Below are 12,287 nucleotides of genomic sequence, written 5' to 3' on the forward strand. Positions count from 1 at the left end.
GCGTACCGCCGTTCGAACACGCACGCTCGCGTTTCCCCGTTTTCGTTTTTTCACGAACCAGTCACGGAGAGCCGCGGCGCTCGTCGGTCGAGCGTTGCGAGCAGAGAACTGCGCAAGCCGCGGCGGCGTTGTCACTAAGCGGCTGATAAACGGGGAAAATCCGGCGGGACCGCGGTCGGCTTACTTGCCCTGACGGTCGTTGCCGGTGACGCTCGGACGGGTCTTCTCCGTGCCCTTGCCGCGCGTGCGCTGGCCGCGGCCCTTCGTGCCGGCAGAGGTGAGCCCGCGGAAGGCGCGCCCGCGGTGGTCGTCCGAGGTGATCCACCCGAGGTCGTCGTCGTTCTCGATCGCGGGGTGGGCGGGGTCCACGAGGATCACTTCGTGCCACTTCTGCGAGCCGTCCTCGCCGACCCAGTAGGAGTTGAGCACGCGGAGGTTGCGGTACTTCCGCGAGGCGCGCTCCTCGGCGATCCGGTGGATCGACTTGCGGCGCGAGAGTCGGTTGACGCCCTGTCGCTTCGAGCGGCGACCGGCCTTGTGACGCTGCTTGCGCGAGCCGCCCTTGCGGACGCTCACGCGAGCGACGATCACGCCCTGCTTGGCCTTGTAGCCGAGCTCACGGGCCTTGTCGAGGCGCGTGGGGCGCTCGATGCGCTCGATGGCGCCCTCGTCGCGCCACTGCTGTTTTCGCTGCCACTGCAGCTCTGCCAGTTTCCCCTCCTTGGGGGACCGCCACGCCTCCTTGATGTGCGAGTAGAAGCTTCGTGCCATATGTTGTCCGCGGACGGTTGCGATTCAGCCGCGAAGCGGCCACATTTCGTCTCGTCCCGGGGAGCGTCGACGGCGTTGACGAGCTCCGCTCGTCAGCCCATCAGACGCGGTCTGATGACGTCGACGAGGCCCCGGCGGCGAGTGCCCGCTGTGTCCGCACCAGCGAGTTGCTCGTACTTCCCGCGGTTCGCCCTTAACCGCTTCGCTACGGCGTTCGCGTGGGTTGGCGTGGCACGCGAGAACGCGGCCGCGTCGTCATAACCCTGAGCGATCGATGGGGCGCTCACCGACGCGGAGCGATCGATGGGGCGCTCACCGACGCGGAGCGATCAATGGGGCGCTCACCGACGCGGAGCGGGTCACGCGTCGACGAACAGCCCGTCGACGACCGTCTCGATCAGCGCGTCCTCGACGCGCTCGTAGGCGGCGTCGCTGTCGGCGCCGATCGGCGCGTTCCGCGAGCGCGCGGTGAACACGAGCGAGACGAACAGCTCGTCGATCAGCTGCGGGTCGTCGTATCGGAACGCGTCGAGATCGGCCAATCGGCCGGCGAACGGCAGCCCCGAGTCGTACGCCGCCGACTCGATCCCCCCATCCTCGCCCTCGGCGTCGGCGATCCGGTCCTGTAGCTCGCGGAGCTCCCCGTCGACGATGAGCGAGGAGATGAGGGGGTTCGACCGCACCTCCGCGAGCGTGGTCTTCAGGAGGACCCGCACCTCCTCTCGGGGCGTGTCCACCGCCGCGACCGCCTCCGCGATCGACGCCTCCAACTCCTCGCGCTCCGCGACGAGCACCTCGACGTACAGCGCCTCCTTGGAGTCGTAGAAGCGGTAGAACGTGCTCGTACCGATGTCGACCGCCTCGGTCACGTCCTTGATCCGCGTGCGCTCGAATCCGAAGCGCTCGAACAGCTCTCGGCCCGCCGCCACGAGTTCCGCTCGAATGCGCTCGCGCTCCTCGTCGGAGAACCCGCTCATCGCTCGTCCTCGTGGCCGTGGACGCCGACCGATCTATGTGCGCTCATGTCCGTCGCTACGAATCCAAAAACAAAGACGTTATTGATTCGTAGGTTCACGATCAGACGTGAAACGCGCGGCTGCGACGCCCGGCCCGGTTCGACGCGATCGGCCGAAGCGGACTCGTGACCCCGGCTCGACGCCGGATCCGGGCCGCCCGGCCCCCGACGCGGGGCCGCGGGACGCCGCCGCGACGTTCGATTCAGCATGAGACGCAACACAGTTCTCGTCGTGATCGTGGTACTGGCGCTTGTAACGAGCGGGACGGCCGGGTTCGCCGTGGGGGCGACGCCGACCGGGGAGGCGAGCGCGGCGAGCCTCGACGCGGACGCGGCGGTCGCGACGCCGAGCGCCGGCGCCGCGACCGGCGGGACGACGCCCTTCCAGACGGGAGGCGGGCTCGTCCGAGGCTCGCCCGAGCTGAGCGTGACGACCCCGAGCGCGACCCTCACTCCAGGGCGGACGAACGAGCTCACCCTGCAGATATCGAACGACGGCGACATGGACCTCGGCACCGGCCAGACGCGCGAAATCGTCACCACCGCGCGAAACGTCCGCGTGACCGCCGACGCCGGCGGCACCCCCCTCGACGTCGAGACCGGCACCCTCGCGATCGGCTCGGTCACCGAGAACCGGCCGGGCGAGGCGACCGTCGCGGTGAACGTCCCCGAGGACGTCGAGCAGGGGAGTTACGAGCTCGACGTCGAGCTGGAGTACTCGTACACCTACCAGCAGTCCGGCGGCGTCACCATCGACCGCGAGGAGACCGTCGACGCCGAGGTCGACGTCCGCATCTCAGACGACGCCCGCTTCGAGGTCGTGAACGTCACGACCGACGCCCGGATCGGGGGCGAGGGAATCCTCGAAGCCGAGATCGAGAACGTCGGCGCCGACGTCGCCCGCGACGCGACCGTCGCCTTCGAGTCCGCGAGCGGCGGCCTCGCGTTCGGCGAACGCGCCAGCGACGCCGCCCGGATCGACGAGCTGGCGCCCGGCGAGACGACGACCGTGCGGTACGATGTCGGGTTCGCACCGGGCGCGCCCGTCCGCGAGTACGCGCTGAGCGGGACCGTCACGTTCGAAACGAGCCAGGGCCTCCAGCGCGTCGACGAGAGCGTCTCCGCCGGCGTGGTCCCCGGGCCCGAACAGCGCTTCTCGGTCACCGGCGTCGAGTCCGACCTGCACGTCGGCGAGGAGGGCGAGATCACCGGCACCGTGACGAACGAGGGGCCGGACGAGGCACGCAACGTGGTGATTCAGTTCGCCGAGCAGTCCCAGAACGTGATCCCCATCGAGCGCAGCGTCGCGGTCGGCACGCTGGCGCCGGGCGAGTCCGGCGAGTTCCGGCTCCCGGTCGAGATCGGCGAGGAGGCGAAGGCGATCGACCGGACGGCCGACATCGCGGTCCGGTACCGCAACGCCGAGTTCGAGACCCGCGCGTACCAGGACGTCGAGCTGCTCTACGAGGTGCAGCCGGAGCGGGACCAGTTCCTCGTGGAAGTCGACGACCGCGAGATCGAGGCGGGCGGACAGCGCGCCCTCGAGGTGACGCTGACGAACAACCTCGACGAGCCGGTCCGGGACGTCGAGGCGCGGCTGTTCGCCGACTCCCCCCTCGACAGCGGCAACGACGAGGGGTTCGTCTCCGAGCTCGCGCCCGGCGAGTCGACGACCCTCACCTTCGACCTGTCGGCGGCGGGCTCGGGCACGGCGAAGACGTACCCGATATCGTTCGACTTCCGCTACGACGACGCGGACGGTAACAGCCAACTGTCGGACACGACCCGGGTGCCGATAACCGTCGTGGAGGGCGAGGGCGGGTTCCCCGTGGGGCTCGGTCTCGTCGCCCTCGTCGCGGTGGTCGTGATCGGAGCCGGCGCGTACGTGCTCCAGAGGGAATAGATGGGTCGAGCGGGCCAGTGGGTCGAGGCGAACGTCGAGCGGCTCAACGAGCTGATCGTCACGCGACCGCGGGCCGTCGTCGCGCTGTTCCTCGTGGCGACGGCCGTCTTCGCCGGCGGGATGACCGCCGTCGAGACGCAGACCGACGCTACTGAGGGGTTCTCCGAGGACCTCCCGGAGCAGGAGGCGCTGGACGCGATCGAGACCGAGTTCGAGGACCCGTTCGCGACCGACGAGGAGACCACGCAGCTGATCCACGACGGAACGAACGTCCTCGACCGCGAGGAGCTGCTCACGATGCTCCGGCTGTTAGAGCGGCTCGACGAGCGGGAGGACCTGCGCGTGGCGTCCGCGAACGGCCCCGCGACGGTCGTCGCGCAGACGCTCGACCCGACGGCGCGGACGCCGGCGGCCCAGCGGCGCGCGGTCGAATCGGCGACCGACGCGGAGGTCCGGCGGGCGATCCGGCGGGCGAGCGAGAGCGAGCGGTTTTCGGCCGTCGTCTCGGACGACTTCAACCCGAACTCGGCGTCGGCGTCGACGACGGTGACGGTGATCTCCCACGACGTCCCGAGCGGCTTCGACGACCTGCAGGGGCTTCAGACGGACGTCCGCGCGCTCGCCGACGACAGCCCGGCCGACGTCCGCGTGTTCGGCTCCGGGATCATCAACGCCGAGACGGGGCAGATCATCGGCGACTCGCTGCTCATCGTCATGCCCATCGTCGTGGTCCTGCTGTTGGGCTTCCTCGTCGTCGCCTACCGGGACCCGATCGATCTCGCGCTCGGGCTGTTCGCGCTGTTGATGACGCTGATCTGGACCTTCGGATTCCTGGGCTTCTCCGGGATACCGTTCGACCAACAGCAGATCGCGGTGCCGGTGTTGCTGCTGGCGGTCGGCGTCGACTTCGGGATCCACTTCGTCAACCGCTACCGCGAGGAGACGGTGCAGGGGTACGACGCCGTCCCCGCGATGCGGATCGCGGCGAACCAGCTGGCGATCGCCTTCGTCATCGTCACCGTCACCGCGGTGTTCGGGTTCGGCGCGAACGTCGTCTCCGACCTCGACCCGATCCGGAACCTCGGGGTCGTCTCGGCGGTCGGGATCGTGTTCACCTTCCTGATCTTCGGGCTGTTCCTCCCGGCGGCGAAGCTGGAGATCGACCGGCTCCGCGAGCGCTACGGCGTCCCGGAGTTCGGGTCGACGCCGATCGCCTCGGAGGAGTCGGCGCTCGGCCGGTTGCTGTCCGTCTCCGTGACGGTCGGCGAGCGCGCGCCCGCGGTGTTCATCGCGGTCCTCCTCGTCGCCTCCGCGGGGCTCGGCGCGTACGGCGCGGGCATCGACACGACGTTCGAACAGGAGGACTTCCTCCCGCCGGAGGAGGAAGCGGGGTACGTGGAGTACATCCCGGAGCCGTTCGCCCCCGGCGATTACACCGTGACGGAGACGCTGAACCTGCTCGAGGACAACTTCGCGGCGAGCCAGGACGCGTCGATAACGATATTTGTAGAGGGGTCGTTACGCGAGGACCACGCGTTAGAGGCCCTCGCAGAGCCCAACGACGATCCCCCGGGGACGCTCGCCGTCGGGCCGAACGGCGGGGCCGAGACGACGAGCATCCTGACGGTGATACGGTCGCACGCGCGGTCCGACGAGGAGTTCGCGGCGTTGGTCGCGCGCAACGACAGGGACGGAAACGGGATACCCGACCGGAATCTCGAACGCATCTACGAGGAGCTGTTCGACTCGCCCGCCGGGGACCGGGCGTCGCGGTATCTCACCGACGACCGCCGGGGGGCACAGATCGAGTACACCGTCGAGAGCGGCGCGACGCAGAGTGAGATCGCCGCCGACGCGAGCGAACAGGCGGACCGGTTCCGCTACACCGCGACCGCGACCGGCCAGATCGTCGTCTTCGACGCGATCACGGGGATCATCTTCGAGTCGGCGATTCAGGGCCTCGTCCTCGCCGTGGTGTTGACCGGCGTGTTCCTCGTGATCACCTACGGGGTCTTAGAGGGGATGCCCCTGCTCGGGATCGTGAACGTGTTCCCGATCGTGATCGCCGTCGCCTCGTTGGTGGGAACGATGCGGCTGCTCGGGCTGCCGCTCAACGCCCTGACCGCGACGATCCTCTCTATCGCGATCGGGATCGGGATCGCCTACTCCGTCCACATCACCGCCCGGTTCATCGACGAGTTCAAAGAGAACGACGACGTCGCGGCCTCGCTCCGCACGACGCTGACCGGGACCGGCGGCGCGCTCACGGGTAGCATGCTCACGACGGCGCTCGGTACGGGCGCTCTCGCGCTCGCCATCACGCCCGTGCTCGGCGACTTCGGGCTGTTGATCGCGTTGAGCGTCGTCTACTCGTTCGTGCTCTCGGTGGTCGCGCTGCCGCCGGCGCTGTTCCTGTGGGACGACTATCAGAACGGCGGCTCGGTCGTCGGCCGCGCCCGCGACGCCTAAGGGCCGACCCCGAGAGCGGTTCGCCGTCGCGCCGCCCGCGCCGTTCGTGCGCCGGGAGCGCCCACCTGCAAGAAGGTCAAGCCCGCGGAGGCCGTACAAGTCCCCCGGCGCGGTCGAACGCGGGGCGAGAGCGCAACCTCTCGTTGCGGCCGGCTGAAAGCCGCCGGCGACTCCTGCGACTTCGGGTAGGGGGTCGTACCCGACCGCGTCGCGTTCCCCCGACGCTCCGAGCGGTTACCCCGGCGTCGGCTCGCCGCGGGTCGATCCGCAGAGGCACACGCCGCGCTCGCGCGGCCCGCGGTCCGACCGATCGACGGCGACGGCCGCGAACCGACCGAACCGCGACGTCGCCCGGGCCGATATTCTCGAGAGAGTCCTCGAATAAGAACGCTCTTATCAATCGGGAGTGGACGGAGCGATATGCCCAAGATAAGCGTCGAGATTCCGGGCGAACTGCTCGAGGACCTCGACGAGCACGTCGGCGACGGCGGGAAGTTCGTGAACCGCAGCGACGCCGTCAGAGCGTCGATCCGGAAGACGCTCGATCTGCTCGACGAGATCGACGCGCGCCACGACCGACTCGAAGCCGCGAGCGACGAGGCGAGCGATGAGTAGCCGGACGCGGGGCGCCACCGGGACCGGCGGCCCCTTCGCGGTCGACCCCTTCGACCGCGCCGCGCTGGCCGCGGTCGGCCTGATCACCCTGTTCGTCGTCGCGCTCGCGACCGCGCAGCTCACGGCCGCGAAGGTGATCGCGCTCCCGCTCCCGGTCGCGCTCCCGGTCGTCGGCCCCGAGATCACCCTTCCGGGCGCCGCGCTCGCGTACGCGCTGACGTTCCTCGCGTCCGACTGCTACGCCGAGCTGTACGGCCGCCGCGCGACGCAGGTGGTCGTCAACGTCGCGTTCCTCGCGAACTTCCTCGTGCTCGCCTTGGTCTGGTCGACGCTCGCCGCCCCGGGCGTGAACCCCGAGGTCTCGGCCGCGTTCGAGACCGCCCTCGCCCCGGCGACCGGGGTCGTCGCCGGTAGCCTGCTCGCGTACGTGGTGAGCCAGAACTGGGACGTGTTCGTCTTCCACGCGATCCGCGACCGCACCGGTCCCGACATGCTGTGGCTGCGCAACGTCGCCTCGACCGCGACGAGTCAGGCGCTCGACACCGCCATCTTCGTGAGCGTCGCGTTCTACGCGGCGCCGATCCTGCTCGGCACCGGCGAGCCGTTCGGCCCGTCGCTCCTCCTCGCGCTCGGGCTCGGCCAGTACCTCCTCAAACTCGCGATCGCCGTCCTCGACACCCCGATCGTCTACCTCGTCGTGGGCGCCGTTCGGGAGTAGCCCTCCTCCGGTTACTCGCCGGTCAGTCGCCCCCGACGGCCAGCGCCCGCGCGGCTCGCCCGGGCAGGGTCGCCGACACGCGCTCGAAGGAGTCGCCGGCGTCGCCGGTGCGATACAGTCCCTCGTCGTGCAGCGCCCAGATCTCTCCGGACTCCCGCCCGCTCGCGAGGACCGCTCGGTAGGTGCCCTCGCCGGTGGGGATCCCCCGGTCGTCGAGCCGCTCGAAGCGCGGCCCCGAGGCGGAGTCGACGCCCGGCGTCCGGCGATACAGGTACGCCTCGCCGCGGCGGTGCGCCGCGCCCGCGCCCGACGCCGCGCTCACGAGGACGGTCTCCGGGTCGCCGGGGTCGACGGCGATCCCCCACACGTAGCCGTGGGCGAGCCCAGCGTCGACGGCGCGCCACGTCTGCCCCCGATCGCGGCTCTCCGCGAACCCGTCGCCCGCGGCCGCGTAGACCCGGTCGGGCGCGTCCGGGTGCGTCGCGAGCGCGTGGTTGTCGCGCCGGGAGCCCTCGGGCCGGCCGACCCACGTCTCCCCGCCGTCCGGCGTGACGACGAGCGCGCCCGCCTCGACGCCCACGAACCACCGCTCCGGGTCCGCCGGGCAGGGCTCGATCCACCGGACGTGGTGGGTGTCCGGACGCGGCGGGAACGACCACTCGGACGCCGACGGAACGGCGGTCAATCCCCCGACCGGCTCGACCGTCTCCCCGCCGTCGGTCGAGCGGTAGACCCGCGAGGGCTCCGTTCCGATCCAGACGACCGAGGGGGCGTGCGGGCTCGCCGCGACCGCGGTGACCGCGTCCGGGCCCGAGCCGCCGGGTCCGAGCGTCTCGGCGGCGACCCGGTCGAACGTCTCGCCGCCGTCGACGGAGCGGAACAGCCCGGCGTCGAAGGTCCCGGCAAACACGCGGGCGCGGGCGGCCGCGGGCCGGGCCCCGTCGCTCCGCTCGGCGCCGGGAGCGATCAAGAGGCACTCGACCGCGCGGTCCGCCAGCCGCTCGTCGACCGCCCCCGTCTCGGGGTCGACGACTCTGAGCCCGTCGTCGTAGGCCGCGTAGACGCGTGTGCGCATGGTACGGAGTTCGACGCGTCGCGACAAAAGCCTTCGACGGGCGCAAGAGACTTACCCGGCGCTGCCGTGTGAACGGTAAGCATGGATCTCCGCGTGCAGGGTGACGTTCCCCCCGACCCGTTTCTCGGCGCCGCCGACCTGTTCGAGACCGAGTGCTCGCTGGCCGACCCCGTCCACGTGAAGGTGCGCGAGGACCCCGACGAGCGGACGTGGGCCGGTCACTACGACGGCTACCACGTCCTCAACGTCTCGAAGCGCGCCGCCACCAGCGCGATGGCCCGCGAGCTGGCCGTCCACGAGCTCTCGCACATGGCCCGCTACGAGGAGGGCCACGCCTCTCACGTCCAGTCGACCGAGGAGGCGCTGTACTTGGGCCTCGCCGGGGAGAAAGTGGAGCGCCGCAAGCTCGCGCACTGCTACCAAATCGCGAACCACATGAAAGACATCTACGCCGACGACATCACCCTCTCCGTCGCGCCCGCGGACAAGCTCCTCGGCTTCCTGGAGTCCACCCTCGCGGCGGCGGTGGCCGACCGCCCGGCCGTCTCGCGGGACGGCTCGCCGCCCGTGACGGCCGGCGCCGACCCGGAGATCACCGCGGTCAACGCCGCGTTCGCGCTCGCGCTCATCGAGCGCCACGGCATCGCCGGCCCGGACCACCGCATCTACGACCTCGCGCGCGCCGCCGGCAGCGACACCGATTCGGTCGACGTCGACGCCTTCAAGGAGCGGTTCCTCGCGCTCGGTCCCGATCCAACCGAGAGCGACTACCGCAAGGCGCTCGTCGGCGCCGCGCGGGCGTACGCGGTGTGAGAGCGCGGGGAAGGGTTGAGGGCGACGGTTCAAACGGGGTACGAGCGACTGGGGACGATCATTTATAAATGAACAGTGCGGTCGGCGCGTGCCTGCGAGGCCGCCTCGCGGCCGAGGAGCACGCGCGAGGGAGTCGCTGGCGCCGTCGGCGCCAGCGACGAGGCTGGGGAGGCGCGAGGTGCGGTTGCGGTGCGGTCGGGTGGGACTCAAAGGGGCAGCCGTGAGGGGCGCGGAGGCGACGCAAGCACCGCAGAGAGCGAGTGAAACGAGCAACTGAGGAGCGCAGCGAGCGTCCGCGCCCCTCACGGCTGGGGCTTTGGAGCCGTTCGCCGGAGATCTGGTTTCAACCGCGTACGGCCGAGCGGCTGGGACCTCACGGATGTACTACGCGCCGCTGGCGACGACGGTTATTTATAAATCGACACGGTGTCGGCGAATCCTCTCCGCGCCACTGACGAAAACGTCCGTATAAACCGCCTACGCCGCGTCGTCGGTCGGCGTCTCGGTCTCGCCGACCTCCCTGTCTCCGCTCCCGTCGTCGACGTCGAGAACCGTTACGCGCGCCGACATGATCCGGGTGTTGTCCACGCGCTCGATGCGGATCCGGACCCCGTCGAACTCGATCTCCTCGCCCTCCTCGACGAGCCGGCCGGCGCGGTTGAACACGAAGCCGGCGAGCGTCTCGAACTCCTCGCCCTCGGGGAGGTCGATGCCGAGGATCTCGTTGACCTCGTCGATGTTCACCTCCCCCTGGACGACGGCGACGTTCTCCTCGAGGAACTCGACGGGCGCCTCCTCGTCGCCCTCCAGGATCTCCCCGACGATCTCCTCGACCATGTCCTCTAAAGTAATGATCCCCTCGGTGGTGCCGAACTCGTCGATGACGGTGACCATCTGGAGGCGGTTCTCCTGCATCTCCGCGAGCAGCTCGTCGGCGTTCTTCGACTCGGGGACGTGCAGCGTCGGCTTGACGACCCGCGCCAGCGAGGGCTCGCCCTCGGAGTAGCGCAGCTCGCGGACCAGGTCTCGGACGGTCACCACGCCAATGATGTTGTCGAGGTTCCCCTCGTAGACGGGAACGCGCTCGTGGTCGGCCTGGATACACGTCTCGATCGCCTCCTCGACCGACTGCTCTTTGGCGACCGCGGTGACGTCGAGGCGAGGCGTCATCACCTCCTTGGCGATGGTGTTGTTGAACCGGAAGATCCGGTCGAGCATCTCGCGCTCCTCCTCCTCGATGACGCCCTCGCGCTCGCCCGTCTCGATGATGTCCTGGATCTCGTCGCGGGTGACGTACGTCGACTCGATCGCCGCGGAGCCCCCGATGACGCTGTTGACGCCCTTCACGATGTAGTCGAACAACACCACCAGCGGGTACAGCGCGTACTCCGAGGCCTTCAGCGGGCGGGCGATCCGGAGCGCCCACGACTCGGTGTTCTCGACGGCGTACGACTTGGGCGCGCTCTCGCCGAAGATCAGCACCAGCGTCGTGATCCCGAACGTCGTCGCCAGGACCGACTCGCCCCGCGAGAGGAAGAATCCGAACAGCGCGGTCGCGATGGAGGTCATCGCGACGTTGACGATGTTGTTGCCGACGAGGATCGTCACCAGCAGGCGGTGCGGGTTCTCCTTCATCTCCTGGATCGTCTTCGCGCCCGTGACGCCCTCGTCGACGAGGCTGTCGACGCGGTGCTGCGGCAGGGAGAACATCGCGATTTCCGATGAGGAGAAGAACGCGGACAGACCGACCAGCACAGCGATCGCGAGGACGCCGAGGGCGATCACGGTGTTATCCCCCGGCGTCGGCAGCTGTAGCAGATCGGCCGTCAGCGTGCTCGGCGGCAAGCCCATGTTCATTCGTCTTCCGTCGGCGGATGGTTAAAGGATTACTTTCGGCGACCCGGGCCGGCGGACGATCCGGCGGATCACCGGCGGAACGAACGGACGAATCGGCGCATCACCGGCGGAACGAACGGACGACTCGACCGATCGCCGGCGGAACGGAGGGCCGATCCGCGGAGCGTGCCGCGGCCGACACGATTACACGTCCCGCGGCCGAATCGAGTGCCATGACGAAACCACAGATCACCCTGTACAGACTGCAGGCGTGCCCGTACTGCGAGCGCGTCGTCCGGACCCTGAGCCGGTTCGGGCTGGAGTACGAGTCCCGGTACGTCGAGCCGATGCACTCGGAGCGGAACGCGGTCAAGCGCGTCTCCGGGGCCCGGAGCGTCCCGGCGATCGTCGACCGCGAGACCGGCGTGACGATGTCCGAGAGCGCGAACATCGTCGAGTACCTAGAGGGTACGTACGGCGAGGGAGGTTCCTGAGATGCCCGATTTCGACGTCGTCTCTCTCCCCGAGACGGAGCACGTCGCCGAGGGCGACGCGGCGCCCGACTTCACTCGCCCCCTCGTGAACGAGGAGTACTGGGAGGACGCCGCGCTCGACGACGCCGTCGACGGGCCGACGCTTCTCGTCTTTCACCCGATGGACGGCGCCTTCCAGGCGACGTACCTGTACAACACGATCGACGACCACGGGTGGGCCGACGACCTCGACGTCCTCGGCCTCTCGATCTCGTCGCCGTACGCCCACAAGCGCCTGCTCGCCGAGCGCGGCGAGGGCGTCCGGATCTTCTCGGACCCGAGCGCGGGCGTGATCGAGGAGTACGGTCTCGCCCACGACATCGACGGCATGACCGGGGTCACCGAGACGCGGCCCGCCGTGTTCCTCCTCGACGGCGACCGCGCCGTCGAGTACGCGTGGGTCGCGAACGAACACCCCGAGTTCCCCGACGCCGAGGAGATCGACGACGCGGTCGGCCGACTCGTCGACTGAGGCCGCCGTCGGCACCGACGCGGTTCGCGTGCGACCGCGCCGTCGACACCCTCGCGTTAAGTTTGAC

General features: G+C 69.7%; 11 protein-coding genes. 7 read left to right on the forward strand and 4 right to left on the reverse strand.

The window, feature by feature from the left end; genetic code table 11:
* Nucleotides 1-180 precede the first annotated feature (180 nt).
* Nucleotides 181-771 (reverse strand): 50S ribosomal protein L15e, encoded by a 591-nt coding sequence (locus tag DJ75_RS13810; RefSeq protein WP_094525022.1) that lies wholly within the window; start codon nucleotides 769-771, stop codon nucleotides 181-183.
* A gap of 359 nt (nucleotides 772-1,130) precedes the next feature.
* The gene (locus DJ75_RS13815; protein ID WP_094525023.1) at nucleotides 1,131-1,748 is read right to left on the reverse strand and encodes a TetR/AcrR family transcriptional regulator; all 618 of its coding nucleotides are present in this window, start codon (nucleotides 1,746-1,748) and stop codon (nucleotides 1,131-1,133) included.
* Nucleotides 1,749-1,994: 246 nt separating this feature from the next.
* On the opposite strand from DJ75_RS13815, the gene DJ75_RS13820 reads away from it, so the two are divergent.
* From DJ75_RS13820 to DJ75_RS13835, 4 genes are all read left to right on the forward strand, one after another.
* A complete protein-coding gene (locus tag DJ75_RS13820; RefSeq protein WP_094525024.1) occupies nucleotides 1,995-3,689 on the forward strand; it encodes a COG1361 S-layer family protein in 1,695 nt (564 codons plus the stop codon).
* Complete coding sequence (locus DJ75_RS13825) at nucleotides 3,690-6,158, forward strand: RND family transporter (RefSeq protein WP_094525025.1); 2,469 nt, start codon at nucleotides 3,690-3,692, stop codon at nucleotides 6,156-6,158.
* A gap of 420 nt (nucleotides 6,159-6,578) precedes the next feature.
* Nucleotides 6,579-6,773: a ribbon-helix-helix protein, CopG family gene (locus DJ75_RS13830; RefSeq protein WP_094525026.1), complete on the forward strand. Its 195-nt coding sequence runs from the start codon at nucleotides 6,579-6,581 to the stop codon at nucleotides 6,771-6,773.
* Nucleotides 6,766-7,491 carry a queuosine precursor transporter gene (locus DJ75_RS13835; protein ID WP_094525027.1) on the forward strand — a complete coding sequence of 242 codons (726 nt, stop codon included), beginning with the start codon at nucleotides 6,766-6,768 and terminating at the stop codon, nucleotides 7,489-7,491. Before DJ75_RS13830 ends, DJ75_RS13835 begins: the two co-directional genes overlap by 8 nt.
* Nucleotides 7,492-7,513: 22 nt before the next feature.
* Here the strand turns inward: DJ75_RS13835 and DJ75_RS13840 are convergent, their stop codons facing one another.
* Nucleotides 7,514-8,566, reverse strand: coding sequence for a hypothetical protein (locus DJ75_RS13840; RefSeq protein WP_094525028.1), 1,053 nt, complete (start codon nucleotides 8,564-8,566; stop codon nucleotides 7,514-7,516).
* 81 nt (nucleotides 8,567-8,647) lie between these two features.
* Here DJ75_RS13840 and DJ75_RS13845 point away from each other — a divergent pair, with 81 nt between their 5' ends.
* Complete coding sequence (locus DJ75_RS13845; protein WP_094525029.1) at nucleotides 8,648-9,379, forward strand: DUF5781 family protein; 732 nt, start codon at nucleotides 8,648-8,650, stop codon at nucleotides 9,377-9,379.
* Nucleotides 9,380-9,856: 477 nt separating this feature from the next.
* Here DJ75_RS13845 and DJ75_RS13850 read toward each other — a convergent pair whose 3' ends face one another.
* Nucleotides 9,857-11,230 (reverse strand): hemolysin family protein, encoded by a 1,374-nt coding sequence (locus DJ75_RS13850; protein WP_094525030.1) that lies wholly within the window; start codon nucleotides 11,228-11,230, stop codon nucleotides 9,857-9,859.
* Nucleotides 11,231-11,448: 218 nt separating this feature from the next.
* On the opposite strand from DJ75_RS13850, the gene DJ75_RS13855 reads away from it, so the two are divergent.
* Together DJ75_RS13855 and DJ75_RS13860 are read left to right on the forward strand one after the other, a co-directional pair.
* Nucleotides 11,449-11,709, forward strand: a complete 261-nt coding sequence (locus tag DJ75_RS13855) for a glutaredoxin (RefSeq protein ID WP_094525031.1) — start codon at nucleotides 11,449-11,451, stop codon at nucleotides 11,707-11,709.
* 1 nt (nucleotide 11,710) lies between these two features.
* Nucleotides 11,711-12,220 carry a redoxin domain-containing protein gene (locus DJ75_RS13860; RefSeq protein WP_094525032.1) on the forward strand — a complete coding sequence of 170 codons (510 nt, stop codon included), beginning with the start codon at nucleotides 11,711-11,713 and terminating at the stop codon, nucleotides 12,218-12,220.
* The last annotated feature ends 67 nt before the right edge of the window (nucleotides 12,221-12,287 follow it).

The sequence above is a fragment of the Halorubrum sp. Eb13 genome, assembly GCF_002252895.1.
Taxonomy (GTDB): Archaea; Halobacteriota; Halobacteria; order Halobacteriales; family Haloferacaceae; genus Halorubrum.

Coding starts and splice junctions, on each gene's coding strand:
- DJ75_RS13850 (WP_094525030.1), bottom strand. CDS start 11,230: ATGGGCTTGCCGCCGAGCACGCTGACGGCCGATCTGCTACAGCTGCCG.
- DJ75_RS13860 (WP_094525032.1), top strand. CDS start 11,711: ATGCCCGATTTCGACGTCGTCTCTCTCCCCGAGACGGAGCACGTCGCC.
- DJ75_RS13835 (WP_094525027.1), top strand. CDS start 6,766: ATGAGTAGCCGGACGCGGGGCGCCACCGGGACCGGCGGCCCCTTCGCG.
- DJ75_RS13855 (WP_094525031.1), top strand. CDS start 11,449: ATGACGAAACCACAGATCACCCTGTACAGACTGCAGGCGTGCCCGTAC.
- DJ75_RS13815 (WP_094525023.1), bottom strand. CDS start 1,748: ATGAGCGGGTTCTCCGACGAGGAGCGCGAGCGCATTCGAGCGGAACTC.
- DJ75_RS13840 (WP_094525028.1), bottom strand. CDS start 8,566: ATGCGCACACGCGTCTACGCGGCCTACGACGACGGGCTCAGAGTCGTC.
- DJ75_RS13810 (WP_094525022.1), bottom strand. CDS start 771: ATGGCACGAAGCTTCTACTCGCACATCAAGGAGGCGTGGCGGTCCCCC.
- DJ75_RS13820 (WP_094525024.1), top strand. CDS start 1,995: ATGAGACGCAACACAGTTCTCGTCGTGATCGTGGTACTGGCGCTTGTA.
- DJ75_RS13830 (WP_094525026.1), top strand. CDS start 6,579: ATGCCCAAGATAAGCGTCGAGATTCCGGGCGAACTGCTCGAGGACCTC.
- DJ75_RS13845 (WP_094525029.1), top strand. CDS start 8,648: ATGGATCTCCGCGTGCAGGGTGACGTTCCCCCCGACCCGTTTCTCGGC.
- DJ75_RS13825 (WP_094525025.1), top strand. CDS start 3,690: ATGGGTCGAGCGGGCCAGTGGGTCGAGGCGAACGTCGAGCGGCTCAAC.